Here is an 18,282-nt window from a genome sequence, read left to right on the forward strand (position 1 = left end):
ACGTATCAAGATCGTGGTCAAAAAATATTGTACAGAGCGTACATAACTTGTGAGACTGCATCGCAAGCAGCAGTGCACGTCAGTGTGACACTCGATGCCGGCGAGGGGAAGGCGCATCAGCACGCGTCTTGCAAAAGGCCGCATGGGCAAGCTCGCAAGGGCTTTCGTTCCATCGACGCGCCTGCCCGCGATCCGGCAACTGGACACGCCAGTTCCCCTCAAGGAGATCGAGACCCATGATCATCGACACAAGCTGTTATCCGACCAATCTCGTCGACCTCGCCTGGCGCCATGACGGCGAACCCTTTTCGGGCGAGCGTCTGATCGAGGTGATGGACGGCCCATACATCATCAACGGCAAGCCGCGCCGCATCGACAAGGCCTTCATTCAGCCGCCGCAGGGCAACACCATCTATACGTGGACCGACGGCGAACGAAGCGGCCGCGAGTCGATCGACGACTACATGGCGTACACCGTCGAGATGACGCAGAAGTATCCCGACCGTCTGCTCGGCTGCTTCGTCTACAACCCGCGCTGCGGTCCCGAGAACGGCGCCGACGCGATCGAGTTCTATGCGAAAGAGCACGGCTTCAGGATGGTGCAGTTGCAGGCCAACATGCATGCGTATCGCCCGGACCGCGCGCTCGACTGGCTGCGTCCCGCGTTGCGCAAATGCGCGGACCTCGGGCTCATCGTGAAGCTGCATACCGGCGACGGCCCGTACAGCATTCCGAGCGAATGGTATCCGCTGATCCGCGAGTTTCCGTCGGTGCCGTTCATCATGGCGCACTTCGGCGTGCAGACCGGCGGCGTGTATTGCTTCGAGCCTTATCAGATGGCGCTCGATACGCCGAACGTCTATTGCGAATCGAGCTGGTGCCTGCAATCGCGCATCGTCGAATTCGCAAAGGTCTTGCCCACGCACAAGATTCTCTATGGCTCCGACACGCCGCCCAACGAGCCGGGCATGTGGCTGCGCCTGCTCGAAGTGCTGTGTCATGAGCCGCCGCAAGGCCTCAATCTCGACGAAGACACGCTCGAGGATTATCTCGGCAACAACCTCGCGCGCATGCTCGGCATCGAACCGAGCGCGCCGCCCAGAAGCGTCGAAGAAGCGCAGGCCTATCTCGACCAATACAAAGAAGCTGACTACGCAGGAGCGCGCTGATGATCATCGATACCCATCTGCATCCGACCAATCTCGTCGACGAAGCCTGGCGGCATACGGGCGAGCCTTTCACCGGCGAACGTCTGCTCAAGATGATGGACGGCCCGTACATCATCAACGGCAAGCCGCGCCGCATCGACATGGGCTTCATTCAGCCGCCGCCCGGCAACACCGGCTATCGCGACGGCAACCGGCGCGGGCGTGAAGGCATTCGCGATTACATGTCGTATATCGCAGAGCTGACGCAGAAGTATCCGGACCGCTTCATCGGCAACTTCACGTACAACCCGCGCTGGGGTCCGGAAAACGGCGCGGCGGAGCTCGAATTCCACGTGAAGGAATACGGCTTCAAGATGCTCAAGCTGCACGCGAACATGCACGGCTACCGGCCGGATCGCGCGCTCGACTGGCTGCGCCCCGCGATGAAGAAGTGCGCGGAGCTGGGCGTCGTCGTGCTGATTCATACCGGCGACGGACCGTATACCATCCCGACGCAGTTCTATCCGATCATCCGCGAATTCCCGATGGTGAATTTCATCATCGGTCACTTCGGGATTCAGACGGGCGGCAATTACTCGTTCGAAGCCTTCTGGATGGCGATGGATACGCCCAACGTCTATTGCGAATCGGGCTGGTGCTATCAATCGCGCATCGTCGAATTCGCACGTCAGTTGCCGCGCAACAAGATCGTCTTCGGCACCGATTCGCCGCCGAATGAGCCGGGCATGTGGCTGCGCGAGCTGGAAATGCTGTGCGGTCCCGCGCCGCAAGGCATGGACCTCGATGAAGACGGCCTCGAAGATTACATGGGCAACAACATCGCGCGACTGGTGGGCATCGAGCCGACCAAACCACCAAAGGATCTTGCCGAAGCGGAGAAACGGTTGAAGGCCACGTATGTAAAGAGCGACGAAGTTGCGCAGACGGCCTGACGTTAAAGCGGGCGCGGTTACTCACGCGCCCTTCTTCCTCTCGATGGAGTGCACGATGGCCGATCAGCTCTTTCGCGCCACGCAGGACTTTCATTGCTTTGCGCAAGCGTATCGCGAGCAGTATCCGGACGATGTGCTGACGCTCAAGCAGCCGTTGTCCGCCGATCAGGATGTCACGGCGATCGTCGCGACGCTGGCCGCGCGCGGACAACATCCGATGCTCGTCTGCGAGAACGTCGATGGCATCGATACGCCGTTGGCGACCAACTTCTTTGCATCGCGTGAACGTATCGCACGCTTGTTCGATGTCGATGCACGCAATCTCTTCGACGCATACCAGCAACGCGCGAATTCACCGATCGCGCCCGTGCATGTCGCAAGCGGACCGGTGCTCGATAAAGTTATCGAAGCCGATGCAGTCGATCTCGCGCAATTGCCGATGATCCGCCACTTCGCCACCGACCGCGGTCCGTACGTGACGAACGCGGTGATCGTCGCGGAGGACCCGGTGACGGGCATCGCCAATCTCAGCTATCACCGCTCGATGCTGCACGCGAAGAACGCGCTCGCCACGAGTCTGCATTCGCGCGGTCATCTGTGGCGCATGCTCCAGACCGCGAAGGCGCGCGGCGATACGCTGAAGGTTGCAATGGTCATCGGCGCACATCCGCTGTTCATGCTCGCAGCGGCTTCGCGCGTGCCGTTCGGCGCGGACGAGCGCGCCATCGCTGGCGGGCTTTTCGGTGCGCCGCTCGAACTCGTGCGCACGCCGCGCTATGGCATTGGCGTGCCTGCGGCCGCGGAGTTCGTGCTCGAAGGCACGATCGATCCCGACGCGCGCGCTGAAGAAGGTCCGTTCGGCGAATTCACAGGTTATTCGTCGGACCGTTCGACCAACAACGTGCTGCGCGTGGATACGATGATGCGTCGCCGCGATGCATGGCTCGTCGATGTAGTCGGTGGTCCGTATGCCGAACATCTCACGCTTGCGCGCCTGCCGCGCGAGGCCGAGATGAGTGAAAAACTCAAGGCGCGCTTTCCGTCCGTCACCGCGCTGCATTATCCGAACTCGGGCACGCACTTTCATTGCTATGTTGCGTTGAATCAGACACGCGATGGCGAAGCCCGACAGATCATGCTCGCACTGCTCGGCTGGGACCCGTATCTCAAGCATGTCGTGGCGGTCGATAGCGACATCGACATCACCGATGACTCGCAAGTGCTCTGGGCGATCGCCGCGCATGCACAGCCGCATGAAGACGTGTTCATCGTCGGCGGATTGCCGGGCAGCCCGCTCGATCCATCGTCCTCCGTAGATGGCACGACATCACGCATGGGCATCGATGCGACGCGCGGCTCGCATTTCGACGGCATACGCGCGCGTGTCGGCGACGATGCGATGCAACGCGCGGCGGACATACTGAAGGGAGCCACGCGATGAGCACGCGACGCATCGCGGTGGGCATCAGCGGCGCGTCGGGTTTCACATACGGCGTGCGCCTGCTCGAATTGCTGCGCGAACTCGATATCGAAACGCATCTGACGATCTCGCGCAGCGCACTTCTGACGATGCAGCACGAGACCGATTACAAGCTCGCGGATATCACCGTGCTCGCGAGCGTCACCTATCGATGCGACGACATGGCCGCCGCCATTTCCAGTGGTTCTTTCCGCACGCTGGGCATGATCGTCGCGCCTTGCTCGATGAAAACGCTCGCTGAAATAGCCAGTGGTCTTTCATCGAGCCTCATCTCGCGCGCGGCCGACGTCACGCTCAAGGAACGCCGTCCGCTCGTGCTGCTCGCACGCGAAACACCATACACGCTGGCGCATTTGCGCAACATGATCGCTGTCACCGAAATGGGCGGCATCGTCGCGCCGCCGGTGCCTGCGTTCTACTCGCGCCCCGCTTCACTCGACCAGATGATCGATCACACGCTCGGCCGCGTGCTCGATCTGTTCGGCCTCGAATGCAACGTGGTGCGGCGCTGGAAGGAACACGAAGCCTGATTGACTCAAAGGAGACATGCGATGACCCCTATCCATACGACTCACAACGCGTTCGAGAAAATTCCCGTCACGGTGCTGACCGGCTTTCTGGGCGCGGGCAAGACCACCTTGCTCAACTACATCCTGCGCGAGAAGCATGGTCACAAGATCGCGGTGATCGAGAACGAGTTCGGCGAAGTCGGCATCGACGGCGGACTCGTGCTCGAATCGACCGAAGAGATCTATGAGATGACGAACGGCTGCGTGTGCTGCGTCGGCGCGGTGCGCGAGGACCTCGTGCGCATCGTACGGATGCTCGTGGAGCGGCCCGAGCGGCTCGATCACATCATCGTCGAGACGAGCGGGCTTGCCGATCCGTATCCCGTTGCTCAGACCTTTTTCATCGACGATCCGATCGCGCAACGCGTGACACTCGATGCCGTCGTGACGATGGTCGACGCGAAGCACATCGCCGCGCATCTCGACGATCTCGTGCTCGACGGCCGCGACAACCAGGCGGTCGATCAGATCGTGTGCGCGGATCGCATCGTCGTCAACAAGATCGATCTCGTGACGCCGCAGGACATCGCGTCGTTGAAAGAGCGCTTGCGCGGCTTGAACGCAACCGCCGATATCGTCGAATCGAGTTATGCGCAGATCGATTTGCGCAGCATTCTCGGCGTGGGCGCGAACGAGTTCGCACAGCAGCTCGTCGAAGCCGACGACGATCACGATCACGGTCATGAGCATGATCACGAGCATCATGCTCATCACGAAGAAGATCACGACGATCACCATCACGATCAAAGCGTGACATCGGTGGGCATTGAAGTGGTTGCGGATATCGACATCGACGCATTGCAAGCGTGGCTTGCTGAAATGCGCGCATCGGATGCGACGAACCTCTTTCGCATGAAAGGCATCTTCGCCGTGAAAGGCCAGCCATATCGCTACGTGCTGCAAGGCGTACACGACATCATTGAACTGCGCGCGGCGCAGGCGTGGGGTCTGGAGCCGCGTTCGAGCCGCATCGTGTTCATCGGACGCGAACTCGATCGTGCCGCGTTGACCGAGCGCTTTCATGCCTGTCTCGCCGTGCCGATAGCGGCCTGACGATCGCAGCCGCCGACAAAACATAATCAGGAGACACGTGATGAACACCGACCAACACCCCGTCGATCGCGTCCTGCCCAAACGGCAGATGATCACGCTCGGCCTGCAGCATATGCTCGTTGCTTATATCGGCGCGATTGCCGTGCCGTTGATCGTTGCATCCGCATTGAAGATGTCGCCCGCCGACACCACTGTGCTCATCAGCACGGCGCTCTTCTGCTCGGGCATCTCGACGGTGCTGCAGACCGTCGGCGTCTGGAAGTTCGGCGTGCGTCTGCCGATTCTGCAAGGTGTCGCATTCAGCAGCGTGGGGCCGGTCATCGCGATCGGCTTGAGTCCGGGCGTCGGCTTTGCGGGCGTCTGCGGCGCGGTGATCGGCGCGGGTGTCTTCACGATGTTCGCCGCGCCGCTCGTCGGACGTCTGCGGCGTTTCTTTCCGCCTGTGGTGACGGGTTGCATCGTCACGGTGATCGGACTGCAGCTCTTTCCGGTTGCGTATCAATGGGCGGGCGGCGGCGAGAACGCGCGGCACTTCGGCGCGCTCCCGTTTCTCTGCGTCGCGTTGTTCGTCGCGCTGATCATTCTTGCCGTGAATCGCTTCGCCAATGCGTTCCTGCGCAATCTTTCCGTGCTGATCGGACTGGTCGCGGGCAGCGTGCTGGCGTGTGCGCTCGGCATGGGCGATTTCGGCAACGTCGCGAACGCGCCGTGGTTCACGATGCCGCTCCCGTTTCACTTCGGCATGCCCGTGTTTTCCGTGGTGCCGGTGCTGACGATGATCGTCGTGATGATCGTGCAGATGGTCGAGTCGATGGGTCTCTTCGTCGCGATCGGCGATATCGTCGACAAGAACATCAGCGAAGAAGACGCCGTGCGCGGCATGCGCGCGAATGGCCTCGCCAGCGCGATCGCCGGCATGTTCGCGGCGTTTCCGTTCATCGCGTTCATGGAGAACGTGGGCCTCGTCATCCTGACCGGCGTGCGCAGCCGCTGGGTCGTCGCGGTGAGCGGCGTGCTGATGTGCGTGGTCGCGCTGGTGCCGAAGATCGGCGCAGTCGTGGCATCGACGCCCGCAGCAGCGCTCGGCGGCGCGGGCATCGCGATGTTCGGTGTCGTGGTCGCGGCGGGCGTGCAGACGCTCTCGAAAGTGGACTTCGAGCGCAATCGCTATAACGTGCTGATCGTCGGCTTCACGATCGCCACCGCGCTCATTCCGGTGATGGCGCCGCAAGTTTTCAAGCAGATGCCCGAGTGGACGCAGCCCTTCGTGCATAGCGGCGTCGTGCTCGCTTGTCTCGTGTCGGTGGTGCTGAACGCCGTGCTCAATGGCGCGCATGAGGAAGACGTCGTGCCTGCGCACAGCATGGTGCGTGAGTAAAACGTGATGACTGGACGAACCAACATGAACGTATCAAACAACGCACTACTAATTAAAAACCCATTTGCGGTGATGAGCGGTTTGCGCGGCGATGCAGCGCGTCTCGGCCAGGTGGACATTCGCGTGCGCAACGGCATCATCACCGCGCTTGCGCCGAACCTCGAAGCACGCGACGATGAGCGCGTCGTCGATGCACGGTCTTGCGTCGTGTATCCCGGCTGGGTGAACACACATCATCACCTGTTTCAGAACCTGCTGAAGGCGGTGCCTTCGGGTATCAATGCCGACCTTCAGGAATGGCTCGCCGCCGTGCCTTATCCACGGCTCGCGCGTTTCACGCCGGAACTCGCGCGCGTCGCCGCGCGGCTCGGCATGGTCGAGCTGCTCTTGTCCGGCGTGACCACATGCGCGGATCATCACTATCTCTATCACGCCGACGGCACCACCGAAACCGGCGACCTGCTCTTCGACGAAGCGGCATCGTTCGGCTTGCGTTTCGTGCTGTGCCGTGGCGGCGCGTTGCAGGCGGCGGGCGATCATCCCGGCTTTTCGAAGGTCGCGTTGAAGCCCGAGTCGCTCGATCAGATGCTCGCCGATATTGAACGTCTGAAGTCGCGCTATCACGATGCGCACGCGGCATCGATGCGCCGCGTCGTCATCGCGCCGACGACACCGACCTTCTCGCTGCCGCCCGATCTGCTGCCCGAGATTGCGCGTGCTGCACGCGGCATGGGTCTGCGCATGCACACACATCTCTCGGAGACGCGGCGTTACGTCGATTTCTGCCGCGAGCGCTTCGACAAGTCGCCGGTCGAGTTCGTCGCCGATCACGAATGGCTCGGTCCCGATGTATGGTTCGCGCATCTCGTGCATCTCGAAGCGAGCGAGATCGCGATGCTCGCGGAAACCGGCAGCGGCTGCTCGCATTGCCCGGTCAGCAACGCGCGGCTCGGCAGCGGCATCGCGCCCGCGCCACAGATGGCCGCTGCGGGCGTGCCGATGTCACTCGGCGTCGATGGCGTCGCATCGAACGAATCGGGCAGCATGATCAACGAGGCGCATTTCGCATGGCTCGTGCATCGTGCGGCACAGGGCGCGTCGGCGACGACCATCGAAGAGACGATCCACTGGGGCAGCGCGGGCGGCGCGGGCGTGCTCGGTCTCGATGCCGTCGGCACGCTCGAAGTCGGCAAGGCCGCGGACCTCGTGCTGTATGACATCGACGATCCGCGCTTCTATGGGTATCACGATATCGCGGTGGCCCCCGTGGCGTCGGGCGAGCCGGCGCGCGTGCGCTACAACGTGGTGAATGGCCGTGTCGTCGTCGACGATGGCGTGATTCCCGGTCTCGATCTCGATGCCTTGCGACGGGAAGCCGCCGAGGGCGTGAAGGCTTTGCTGGCCGATTAGGAAGGCATCACCATGCGAACGAAACGATTGAAACTTGGCATTCTGACGCCATCGTCGAATACCGCGCTCGAACCGATCACCTGCGCCATGTTGAGCGCGCTGCCGAACGTGAGCGCGCACTTCGCGCGCTTCACCGTCACGCAAATCAGCCTGACGAACGAGGCGCTCGGTCAATTCGATGTGAACCGCATCGTGAATGCGGCGAAGCAGCTTGCCGATGCGCGCGTCGATGTGATTTGCTGGAGCGGCACGTCCGCGGGTTGGCTCGGTTTCGAGCGCGACGAGGCGCTGTGCCGCCAGTTGACGGAAGCGACCGGCATTCCTGCAACGACGTCCGTGCTGGCGCTGAACGAGATTCTCGCGAAGACGGGCGTGCGACGTCTGGGCCTCGTTTCGCCCTATATCGCCGATGTGCAGGAGCGCATCATCCGCAACTACGAAAGACGCGGCATCGAATGCGTGGCGGAACGGCATCTCGGCCTGAGCGAGAATTTCAGCTTCACAGAAGTGCCCGACACGCTTCTCGCCAGCATGATGCGCGAGGCGGCGTTCGCGCGGCCCGACGCGGTGACGACGTTCTGCACGAATCTGCATGCGGCGCATCTTGTGCAATCGTTCGAGCGCGACACGGGTATTCCGGCGTACGACACGGTCGCCACCGTGGTATGGAAAGCGCTCGACATGTTCGATGTGGACATGTCGCCGTTATCGAGCTGGGGAAAGCTATTCTCGATCAATAAGCGTTGATGCTGCGCAGCCCCTCGAGCGCCGTCTTCAAGATGATGCGCATGTCCAACGCGAACGACCAGTTTCCCAGATAGTACAAATCGTGCGCGACACGCGCTTCCATCTTGTCTATCCGGTCCGTCTCGCCGCGAAAGCCATTGATCTGTGCCCAGCCGGTGATGCCCGGCTTGATCCGATGACGATAGGTATAACCCTGCACCACTTGCTGATAGAGATCATCATGTTCCGGTGCGTGCGGAGGCGGCCCGACGATCGACATATCGCCCCGCAATACGTTGAAGAACTGCGGCAGTTCATCGAGGCTCGTGCGGCGCAGGAACGCGCCGACGCTCCCCGTATGCGGATGCATCGAGCGGAACTTGAGAATGTTGAATTCTCCTCCGTCTGCGCCCTTGCGACGCTGCCTGAGGAATACCGGACCGGGCGAACTAATCTTCACCGCAATGGCGATCCCGATCAGAAGGGGCGCAACCGCAATGAGCGCCGCCAGCGCAAACAACCGATCGAATATGGCCTTCTGCAAAAGCGCGCTTTGCGACAGCGCCAGACTGCGTACGTCCGGAATGAATCGCATATTCAAAAGGTCCGCGCGGAACTCGTTCACGAAGCGCAGGATAGTTTTGTCCTGCAATAGCGGCAGGGCGAGCCAGACCTCGTGCACTTTCTGCTCGCGCGCATGACTGACAAATGCATCAAAATCATCGAAGACTGGCGCGAGCGAAGTGATCGGAATGTCCGGTGATGCGTTGAATACTGCGATTGCGCGAAAGCCCGAATGGCCGGCGTGCTCGATCCTTCTTACGATGGATTCGCAATGATGACCGCAACCCACGACGGCCACGTGAGAAAGCTTTGCCAGCGATCCGTCCATGTCGCGCATGTCATATCCCGAGAATCCGGCATTCGTGTGATGGCAGGCTGAAGCAGCGTATTTGTTAACGATCGATTCGTCCAGCGACCGATCATCAGCGCAACCGATGACGGTGATGTGTCGCGTGTGAATTCGTGCTGTTCGCGTTTGAAGCGCTCAGGCGACCAGGTATTCATGCCCCGAACTTGCGAAGTATATGAGCATGTCGAGGCCGACGCACGAAACGATCAATAATGCGCCAGCCGGGATAGCGGTCTCCCGTTCTGCTTGAGTGCCTTGCTCGTATCACACCGAGACTTCAGGATAGTGTTCGACCTACTCCTCGCCCTGACATCCAGCATAGGTTACGCATCTGCGAATCAGATCGACTTCGTAGCGAACCACACCAGCATTCCAGGCGTTATGCAGAAATACCGGAAAGCTGCTCTCTCCCGCCTGATCCGCTCGCAACGCCTTGATCAACGCTTCGCGATCGAACGGGGGTACGTCGAGCGATCCTTGAGCAAGCGGCGTACCTTGCTGAACCACCGGGCCGTGAACTGTGAGATACAGACTCTGGCACGACGGCAGAGACCAGACATTGCTGCTTACGCCGGCCTTCCGAAGCACCTCGGCGAGATATGGAAAGCCGCCGACATCCGGTTTATCCCGCATGGCGCGTTGCTGGGCTGCGACTAGTTTTTCGATCGCCTGGCTCATTACTTCTCCGTCTAATTGAAACTTATTCAAGCGGGATGTCGCGAATCTGATGGAGATCCGCGAGTTTTTGCAGAAGCGCGCGAAGCGTGTCCTGCTCTGCGCGGTCGAGCACGGAAAAGAAGTGATCGTCATTGCCGTCCGCTATTGCCGTCAGTTTCGGTAGCAGACGACGCGCTTGGCGTGTGAGGGACAGAATCTGCACGCGGCTGTCCTCTGTGCTTGCGACGCGCACGACGAGTCCTTTCGATTCGAGCTTGTCGAGAATCTTGGAAACGGCGCCCCGCGTCATCCCGATCGCGGCGGCGATTGCCGAACTTGTAGCGCTGTTACGATTTCCGACGTGGTTCAGCACGACCCACTCCGCCACGGAAATCTGCCGCTCGGCCAGGGCGCGCGCGAAGGCGTTCGATACCGCGTTCGATACGAGCCTTAACCAATAGCCGAGGTGCTGCTCGAGCGGACTTTCGATCATAAGCCTAAATTCACCGTGAGTTTCCGTGGAAACTATTTTAGTTTCCACGGAAATAAACGTCAATGCGTTTTCGGCTTTCTTCCGACGAGCTTTGCGTCGCTCAGTTGCAGTAGCCTTGCGACGCATACGTCCCGCCGCCGGGCGCGCGGCTGTTACAAAGCGTGTTCAACAGCGACGCGATATTGCCTGCCCCGTAGACGCCATAACTTCCATTCGGATACTGCGAGTTCTGGCGGAATTGAGAGGCATAGTTATCCTTCGACGCATTCGGATCCGCCGATCCCCACGACGTCACGCCGATCACGGCAAGATTCGGCGACGAACCTGCTGTCGCGCCGCCGCTCAGCACGGCATCGCGCGCGCGAAAGTTCACGACCCACGGACCGCCGCTCGCTCCGCCTGTCAGATTGCTGCCCTGCCAGAGTTGTGATGCGCCGGTTACGGTCGTCGTGTAAGTGGGACCATCGGTGCGCTGCATGATCGCGCCGCCATCCAGCAGGAATGGATAACCGAATGTGCTCACTGCCGCCGTACGAAGATTGCCGGTTTTCGGCGACGACACGAAAGAATAGTTATTCCATCCGTAGTTGAGATAGCCCGTGATATCGCCGATGAACCGATTGGATGCGTTCTTCGCGATTGCGATCACCGCGAGATCGTTGTTTCGCGCGGCGCCCGAACCGCTATCCGTTCCGTTCGCCCAACTCGATGGCCGGACGAGCGCAGCCCAGTTCCATTGGCCATATGGCGCGATCTGCGTGGACGTGGCGCCCGATGCGCCGTAATGTCCGGGAATGAACTGAAACGAGGAATAGATCGAATTGCCAGAGCCGAAGCTCTGGACGCAATGCGCTGCCGTGACGATCACGCTTCGGCGAATCAGGCTCGCCGTGCAATATCCAGCGGAGAACGTGAGCTTTCCGATCGCCCGATAAGGGTAGGTCGTGCTCAGGTAATTCGCGCTTGTGGCGCCGGTCGCGCTCTGATTTCCGTCCTGGACCCGCGCGGCCGTGTAGGGGATGCCGAACGAACCGAACGCCCTCGTCTCTGCGCTTTGCTGGATGCCCGACTGGGTATTCATGCCCGGCGCATAAGGTCCGGGGTCAGTGTCCGGCGTGATGTTGGATGTATCGGGTGGAATTAGTGTATTCACCACCGGCCTTAGATTAGTCAGATCCCTGGGCGCCATTCGCGCCTCCGCCGGGTTCGTATTGGTGACGACTTCGTCGTGCGCGTGTGCCGCGCCCATCGAAACCATCGATGCTGCAAATATCGCTGTCGTCCTGATACGGCAAACATGCTTGCAATTCGTCATGACATTCTCCAGATAGTGACCGCGTCAATCAGATTCGTTTATTGTTTAGTTATCCGAATCCATATCTTCGACGTAGGTTCACGTCGGAGCGTTTCGCCGGGTTCTGAAGATGAAATACGCAACGCTCCCACTTAGAACGAGAGTCGGAGCGATATTTGAAAATTGCAGCGGAATTCGGGGCGCGGCCGCAACCGTGGCGCGCGAAGCCCCGTTCAGATCGACGTGCGCGGCAGATAGCCGCTCGGCTTGCTCTGAAGCTTGCGACTCACCTTGAGTGCGAACAATACGGGTTTGGTGATATGCGGACGAAGAATGGCGTGCTTGCGCACATATTTCGGGACGTGCCATTGCGAACGCGTGCCCGCGTAGAACAAGGCCGCGTGTCCCGCGCGCAGCGTTTGCGGTTCCTGGCCTTCGGCGGTGATGACGACTTCGCCTTCGATCACGTAGATAGTTTCGTCCTGCTCGAAGTACCAGTTGAAGCGGCCGGCGGTGCAATCCCAGACCCACGAGGACGTTGTCGTATCGAGACTTTGAGACCATCTGCCGCTGCGAGCGACAGGATTGCCTTCGAGAATCCATGCCGGGTCGATCGGATCTGGCTCGAGCAACACATCGTCCAGGCGCACGGATTCGAATGCGAGAGTGGTCATGAAGGCTCCTTTATGGGTTGCGACTGCGGCTCCGTCGAAAGCGTTCGGTGCCGTGCGTATGAGCAGACAAAAACACCGCACATTCGTTCACTTTCAACATTACAGTTTGTAATTTTGAGTGATCTTACCGTACCCCGAGGAATCGCAAACGAAAAACGTGTGCCTTGTATGATCAATGCACGTTCTCTCACTCGACGAATGATGGCCTCGTCGCAAAGACCGGCGGAGCGATCTGGTTCGTCAATGGTGATCGAAAAGCGCAATCTGATTCGCCTTCACCATCGAATGCACCTTCGTTCTGAACTTGGCAGCGGGATCTTTCATGCACGCTTCCGAAACGGTCGCGGCGACGGGTTGAGCGGTATCGATCAGGGTGGTCTCGGTACCCTTCACGCCGAGCTTGTCGACACCGGCGACCCAGTAGACGAGCGCAGGCTTGTACGCGTCGTCGACCTGCACGAAGTCCGCGCACGTCATCGTGGCGGGGGCGACTTTCATCTCCTTGGCACTCGCGGCACCGGCGGCGCAGACACAGATCAGAGCAATCAGGATTTTGGCGGACTTCATGAAACACTCCTTGTTTGGATGATTGAGATTCAGACGACTACGAACAGATCTTATTGAGGCAGAGTTAGCCGAGAATTAACTCAAGCCGGCTGCGCTGCGTCTTTGACTTCCTGCCGCGCGTGAGCCGACGCCGGCACTGTCCAGCCGATGCCGCGCACATTGCGGATCAGAGTGCGTCCGAAGCGCTTGCGCATCGAATGGATGAGCACGTCGAGCGCATTGCTTTCTGCTTCGTTGCCCCATCCATAGATGCGTTCTTTCAGCTGTGCGCGGGAAAGAATGACCTCGGGCCGTTCAAGAAGCGCATGCATCAACGCAAATTCGCGCGCGGTCAATGGCGACGCGACTTCCTCGCGCAAAAGCGTGCGACGGTCGAGATCTGCGGAGCACCATTCATATCATCTTGTAGACCGAAATAAATCAAGAGAGAGACGGTGTGCCTGCATTTTCAAAAGAACGGCGACGAATACTTGCCATGAGCGAAGGAAAATCATGCGCATGTTACTGATTGAAGACAATCTGCAAATGGGGCAAGCCCTGTTCCGAGCTTTGAAGGCCGATGACTATCAGGTCGACTGGGTGCGCGATGCGCGCGCGGGTCGTCTTGCCATTGATGCGGCCTATTACGCGGTAGAGTGCAGTTTGAAATCGTGTTGTATGCATGTCTGTCCTCGCGAAGGAGGACAGGGCGCGTTTGCGTTCTGCTATCCGAACAATCCTCTGATGCCATGCGCTTCGAAGGAAATTGATTTCGGCTTTATCGATGCCCGTGCCGCTTGACGAAATCCATCAAGGCATTAAAGGCGGGAGGCACGGACGGATCGGCGGCAGCGAGGCGAAGCGTATCGTCTCCATCGATATTGATTCGATAGGTGCGGCCATCCGGAACCGGCTTCGCGGCGCGCGGGCGTGCCGCGCCCGCCTCTGCACGCGCCGCGCTTATGAGTCGCGAGAATTCGGCGCCGTCTTCAGCCGATAGATCTTTCTCGTCGAGAATGACCGGCCGGGCAAGTCCCGGAAACGCGCCGAAGCCGCCGTCGGTCGTCAGCTCCGCATGCATCGAAGGCTCCTGTGACGGTTGATGCGAACTGCAACCCATGCAAAGCAGCACCGCGCCGGCGAACAGCCGTGCGAGAAGACGAACCCGCGCTCCGTCACAATACACCGACTTCATTCCATGCTTTCTTCACCGCCGATGCTTCGGCCCCGCTCGCGCCGTATAGCTTGCCTGCGGTCGCAAGCGTCAGCTTCGCGAACGTCTTGAAGGTTGCGTTCCGTTTGAGTTGCGAGTCGGTGAGCGTCTCGTACCAGATACGCCCGGCCTTCTCCCACGCATAGCCGCCGATCTCCAGAGCAGCGAGGCAAAACGCCCTGTTCGGAACGCCCGAGTTGATATGCACGCCGCCGTTGTCCTGCGTCGTACGCACGTATTTGCTCATGTCCGCCGGCTGCGGATCCTTGCCGAGCCTCGGATCGTCGTAGGCCGTGCCCGGGTTCTTCATCGAGCGAAGCGCGACGCCTTTCACGCCCTTCGCGAGCAATCCTTCTCCGATGAGCCAGTCCGCCTTGTCCGCGGTCTGTTTGTTCGCGTATTGCTTGATGAGCGATCCGAACACATCCGATACCGACTCGTTCAATGCGCCCGCCTGCGCCATGTAATTCAGGCCGGCCGTATGCTCGGTCACGCCATGCGTCAACTCGTGTCCGATGACATCGAGCGCAATCGTGAAGCGATTGAACAACTCGCCGTCGCCATCGCCGAAAACCATTTGCTGCGAGTTCCAGAACGCGTTGTCGTAATTGGTCCCGAAGTGAACCGTGCCGGTGAGCGGCAAGCCCGCATCGTCGATCGAATTGCGGTGGAAGATCTCGAGATAGAACTCGAAGGTCGCGCCGAGTCCGTCATACGCTTCGTTCACGGCATCGTCTTTCACGGGCTTGCTGCCTTCGGTGCGAACGACCGTGCCCGGCAACGTTTCGGACTGGTTCGCCGTGCATATCGTTCGATGCGCGGAAGGCGCTGCAGCCGTGGGCATCGGCGCTGCGGCCCGGGGAGCGAGCGCCGCCTGCACTGCACGGAAGCTCCGCAGCGTGTGATCCTTCGACAACGTGTCGATTGCGATGACACGCTCTTCCTCATTGCCGTGCTTCGCGATGTGCTCCAGCATATGCGGCGGCAGAATGCAGTAGATGGAGTGAGGACGTCCCAGCTTCAGGTCAGTGCACATGATCCTGTCCTTTTCGAATCGAATCGTTGAGATGAACGCGACCACGACGAAAATCTAGACGATACGCCCGAATAGTCAATAAGGGTGCGCTTGCGGACACCACAGAGCAAGTTCGATCCTCGTGAACAGCTTCATTCGCTTGCACCTTTAAACGTAGATGTACTTACCATTTCGCCGGAGTTTCCCGACCTGGGCCGTTCCGCGAACGTTGCCGAGTCAAGTTCGCTTCAAATCGCGGTTTACCCCCAATGTTCGGTCCCGAACATCAGTTTGTTGGCCAGCGCACCGAAGGGAAGATTCGAAAGGAGGTTAAATCGTCGAAAACGTGCAATGAGAAACTCAACAAAATGCGCGACCTTACTAAAAAATCGAGCGGCCAAGGGATTTGTCGCATTTCGAACATCGCTTATTACCGATGTTCGCGCCCGTGCTTCGGTAATTTCGGGCAGGGAGTCGACGCATGACGCCCATCGTCTTCGGAGGCCGCTTCGGGTGGCTTCATGCCGGTCAGGGAAATCACGGCGTCGTGATGTGCAATCCTTTCGGACATGAAGAGGCATGGGGGCACAAGGCCATGCGCTATCTGGCCGAGGAGCTGGCCCGGCGTGACATCCCCGTTCTGCGCTTCGACTATCTCGCAACCGGCGATTCAGCCGGCATCGACCATGAAAGCGATCGACTCGATCAGTTCGTCGCCGATATCGGCGCGGCTGTCGAACGTTTGCGACACGAAACGGGCGTGACCAAAGTCACCTTGTGCGGCTTGCGTCTGGGCGGCACGCTGGCGGCGCTCGCATCGCATCATCCGCTGGTGGATTCGCTTGCGCTGCTCGCGCCCGTGGTGAACGGTCGCCACTATATGCGCGAGCTCACCGCATTGCGACAGACATGGGTCGAGAATCTTCCCGTCGTCGTGCGAGCCGCGCAGATCGATTCGCCCTATCACGTGCTCGGACAGGTCTATAGCGAAGCGTTGCGCGGCCGCCTGAGCGGGCTCGATCTCGCCAAGAGCATGATCCGTCAGCCCGCCGTGCCCAAGCGCATGTTCGTCGCCGATCTGCGGCCCGGCGCGAGCCAGTCGCTATGCAACGTGTTGCGCGATCGAGGCGTCGAGGTGCAGGCGGAAGCGTTCGACGACTACTTCGACTTCATGCAGGAGACCGCATCGTCCGTATTGCCGGAAAAGACGCTCAAGCGCACCGCGCAATGGATCGCAGAGGGCACGGCCGAAGGCGTCGCGGGCGATCTCAAGCCGGGACGCGCGCGCAAGGCAGCGCGGCCGAACATGAGCGACGATGCGATCATCGAAACGCCGGAGGCGATCGAGCGCCCGGTGATCTTCGGTGCGACGGGACTCTTCGGCATCTTGTGCGAGCCGCGCGACGGAATGCCCGGCGGCCCTGTGATCGTCATCACGAATACGGCGGGCAGCGTGCATCAGGGCGACAGCCGGCTGTCGGTTCGCTTCGCGCGGGAAATGGCGCAACGCGGCATCGCGTCGTTGCGCTTCGATGCGCGCGGCATCGGCGATAGCCCCGCGCGCTCGGAGGACGGCGCGCACGACAAGGTCGCGTCGATTCACGCGGACACCACCGTCGAAGATGTCGCGACGGCGGCCGCATGGCTCAAGCGCAAAGGCTACGACAACGTCGTGGTGTTCGGCATCTGCTCGGGCGCCTATAGCGCGGTGCGGGCGTCATTGATCGAGCCGGCTATCGGCGCCGCCATCGCCGTGAATCTGCAGCGCTTCCATATACCGGAGCATCTGACTCTCCACGAACTCCGGGCTCAGAGACGCAACACGATGGCGCGGCTCGGACCGGCGATTCTCAAGCCGCAGAAGTGGTGGCTGGTGTTGAGCGGTCAACGCGGGCTCAAGCCGATCCTCAAGGCGTTCGCATCGAATGCGGCCGCACGACTGCAATCGCAGATGCGCGGCGTGGCTCGCAAGAAGGTCGTGCATGCCGGCCAGAGCAAGCTCACCGATCCGCACAGCGTCGTTCACACGCTGGAGCGGAAGGGCGTGCGCACGCTGCTCGTGTATGGCGCGGGCGACGAAGGGCTCGACCAGCTCAACGCGCACTTCGGCAGGCATGGGAAGAAGCTGTCGCGAACGATGCGCGTGCGCGCCGCCGTGTGCGGAGATGTCGATCACGCGCTTTACGATACGCGCGCGCTGGCGAGCGTGATTGCGCTGGCCGAGACGTTCATCAAGGATCTGCAGCCGGACCCCGCGCCCGTCATCGAACCCATCGCACCGCTCGGTGTTTCTCCGCAGCTCTGAGCTGCTCTTCACCTCATCGTCTTCGATACGAACCGTCGCCTGCTTTCGCGGGCACGGCTTCGTATCGGAGATCGCATGCCTCTGTCGCGATGCTGTTCGCGCGATGCCAACAAGCCTCATCGATCTGTATTTCGCCAGCCGACACATCGGCTCGTCGCGACGCGTCCGCATTCGGCCCAGAACTAACGCGAGCACTAGAAAACCCTTCTCCGTCAATATCTTGGATTAACCGAACAGATGTTCTAGCGGCCTCTGGCACAGCCCTCGCATATGTAGCTGCGAGCGCAACGATTGGTGCTCATCCAACCAGCCAAATCCAGGAGCTACATCATGTTGAAGATCGAAAACCTCGCTGTCAGCAAAGAACTCGGCCGTGCTGAAATGGGCGCCATCGTCGGCGGCTCGAGCATCTTCCAGAACAACGGCATCAACTCCAACTACAACGGCGGCTTCTC

17 protein-coding genes and 2 pseudogenes are annotated in these 18,282 nt (G+C 60.3%); 10 read left to right on the forward strand and 9 right to left on the reverse strand.

Annotated elements, in window-relative coordinates; translation table 11 throughout:
- The first annotated feature begins 236 nt into the window (after positions 1 to 236).
- Genes AWB76_RS28245 through AWB76_RS28280 form a run of 8 tightly spaced genes read left to right on the forward strand, consistent with a single transcriptional unit; the run spans position 237 to position 8,738 of the window.
- Positions 237 to 1,169 carry an amidohydrolase family protein gene (locus AWB76_RS28245; protein WP_061163431.1) on the forward strand — a complete coding sequence of 311 codons (933 nt, stop codon included), beginning with the start codon at positions 237 to 239 and terminating at the stop codon, positions 1,167 to 1,169.
- Positions 1,169 to 2,101 carry an amidohydrolase family protein gene (locus AWB76_RS28250; RefSeq protein WP_061134279.1) on the forward strand — a complete coding sequence of 311 codons (933 nt, stop codon included), beginning with the start codon at positions 1,169 to 1,171 and terminating at the stop codon, positions 2,099 to 2,101. The genes AWB76_RS28245 and AWB76_RS28250 overlap by 1 nt, the downstream gene beginning before the upstream one ends.
- A 55-nt stretch (positions 2,102 to 2,156) precedes the next feature.
- Complete coding sequence (locus AWB76_RS28255; RefSeq protein WP_061163432.1) at positions 2,157 to 3,542, forward strand: UbiD family decarboxylase; 1,386 nt, start codon at positions 2,157 to 2,159, stop codon at positions 3,540 to 3,542.
- Complete coding sequence (locus AWB76_RS28260; protein WP_061163433.1) at positions 3,539 to 4,111, forward strand: UbiX family flavin prenyltransferase; 573 nt, start codon at positions 3,539 to 3,541, stop codon at positions 4,109 to 4,111. The genes AWB76_RS28255 and AWB76_RS28260 overlap by 4 nt, the downstream gene beginning before the upstream one ends.
- A 21-nt stretch (positions 4,112 to 4,132) precedes the next feature.
- Positions 4,133 to 5,203, forward strand: coding sequence for a CobW family GTP-binding protein (locus tag AWB76_RS28265; protein WP_061163434.1), 1,071 nt, complete (start codon positions 4,133 to 4,135; stop codon positions 5,201 to 5,203).
- A gap of 40 nt (positions 5,204 to 5,243) precedes the next feature.
- Positions 5,244 to 6,581, forward strand: coding sequence for a nucleobase:cation symporter-2 family protein (locus tag AWB76_RS28270; RefSeq protein WP_061163435.1), 1,338 nt, complete (start codon positions 5,244 to 5,246; stop codon positions 6,579 to 6,581).
- A 24-nt stretch (positions 6,582 to 6,605) separates the two neighbouring features.
- Positions 6,606 to 7,991 (forward strand): isoxanthopterin deaminase, encoded by a 1,386-nt coding sequence (locus AWB76_RS28275; RefSeq protein WP_061163436.1) that lies wholly within the window; start codon positions 6,606 to 6,608, stop codon positions 7,989 to 7,991.
- Between the two features lie 12 nt (positions 7,992 to 8,003).
- Positions 8,004 to 8,738, forward strand: coding sequence for a maleate cis-trans isomerase family protein (locus AWB76_RS28280; RefSeq protein ID WP_061163437.1), 735 nt, complete (start codon positions 8,004 to 8,006; stop codon positions 8,736 to 8,738).
- Here AWB76_RS28280 and AWB76_RS28285 read toward each other — a convergent pair.
- The 7 genes and pseudogenes from AWB76_RS28285 to AWB76_RS28315 all read right to left on the reverse strand — a co-directional run.
- A pseudogene (locus AWB76_RS28285) lies at positions 8,725 to 9,588 on the reverse strand (sugar transferase); the annotation flags it as partial. The gene AWB76_RS28280 and the pseudogene AWB76_RS28285 sit on opposite strands and share 14 nt — an antisense overlap.
- A 336-nt stretch (positions 9,589 to 9,924) precedes the next feature.
- Positions 9,925 to 10,308 carry a DUF1398 family protein gene (locus tag AWB76_RS39485; protein WP_074171429.1) on the reverse strand — a complete coding sequence of 128 codons (384 nt, stop codon included), beginning with the start codon at positions 10,306 to 10,308 and terminating at the stop codon, positions 9,925 to 9,927.
- A 22-nt stretch (positions 10,309 to 10,330) separates the two neighbouring features.
- Complete coding sequence (locus AWB76_RS28295) at positions 10,331 to 10,780, reverse strand: MarR family winged helix-turn-helix transcriptional regulator (RefSeq protein WP_061163439.1); 450 nt, start codon at positions 10,778 to 10,780, stop codon at positions 10,331 to 10,333.
- A 100-nt stretch (positions 10,781 to 10,880) separates the two neighbouring features.
- Complete coding sequence (locus tag AWB76_RS28300; RefSeq protein WP_244173479.1) at positions 10,881 to 11,861, reverse strand: trypsin-like serine peptidase; 981 nt, start codon at positions 11,859 to 11,861, stop codon at positions 10,881 to 10,883.
- A 446-nt stretch (positions 11,862 to 12,307) separates the two neighbouring features.
- Entirely contained in the window at positions 12,308 to 12,748 is a 441-nt protein-coding gene (locus tag AWB76_RS28305; RefSeq protein WP_061163441.1) for a cupin domain-containing protein, read from the reverse strand.
- Between the two features lie 240 nt (positions 12,749 to 12,988).
- The gene (locus AWB76_RS28310; protein WP_061163442.1) at positions 12,989 to 13,315 is read right to left on the reverse strand and encodes an HdeA/HdeB family chaperone; all 327 of its coding nucleotides are present in this window, start codon (positions 13,313 to 13,315) and stop codon (positions 12,989 to 12,991) included.
- 80 nt (positions 13,316 to 13,395) lie between these two features.
- Positions 13,396 to 13,701: pseudogene (locus tag AWB76_RS28315) on the reverse strand (winged helix-turn-helix domain-containing protein); the annotation flags it as partial.
- Between the two features lie 106 nt (positions 13,702 to 13,807).
- On the opposite strand from AWB76_RS28315, the gene AWB76_RS43115 reads away from it, so the two are divergent.
- Positions 13,808 to 14,095 (forward strand): response regulator, encoded by a 288-nt coding sequence (locus AWB76_RS43115; RefSeq protein WP_374729956.1) that lies wholly within the window; start codon positions 13,808 to 13,810, stop codon positions 14,093 to 14,095.
- Here AWB76_RS43115 and AWB76_RS28320 read toward each other — a convergent pair.
- Both AWB76_RS28320 and AWB76_RS28325 read right to left on the reverse strand, forming a co-directional pair.
- Positions 14,073 to 14,375, reverse strand: coding sequence for a protealysin inhibitor emfourin (locus AWB76_RS28320; protein ID WP_061163443.1), 303 nt, complete (start codon positions 14,373 to 14,375; stop codon positions 14,073 to 14,075). The genes AWB76_RS43115 and AWB76_RS28320 overlap by 23 nt on opposite strands.
- A gap of 94 nt (positions 14,376 to 14,469) precedes the next feature.
- On the reverse strand, positions 14,470 to 15,543 hold the full coding sequence (locus AWB76_RS28325) for a M4 family metallopeptidase (RefSeq protein WP_061163450.1): 1,074 nt from the start codon (positions 15,541 to 15,543) through the stop codon (positions 14,470 to 14,472).
- Between the two features lie 460 nt (positions 15,544 to 16,003).
- Between AWB76_RS28325 and AWB76_RS28330 the strand changes: the two genes are divergently transcribed.
- Positions 16,004 to 17,827 carry a serine aminopeptidase domain-containing protein gene (locus tag AWB76_RS28330; RefSeq protein ID WP_061163444.1) on the forward strand — a complete coding sequence of 608 codons (1,824 nt, stop codon included), beginning with the start codon at positions 16,004 to 16,006 and terminating at the stop codon, positions 17,825 to 17,827.
- Positions 17,828 to 18,282 lie beyond the last annotated feature (455 nt).

Source organism: Caballeronia temeraria (assembly GCF_001544795.2).
Classification (GTDB): Bacteria; Pseudomonadota; Gammaproteobacteria; order Burkholderiales; family Burkholderiaceae; genus Caballeronia; species Caballeronia temeraria.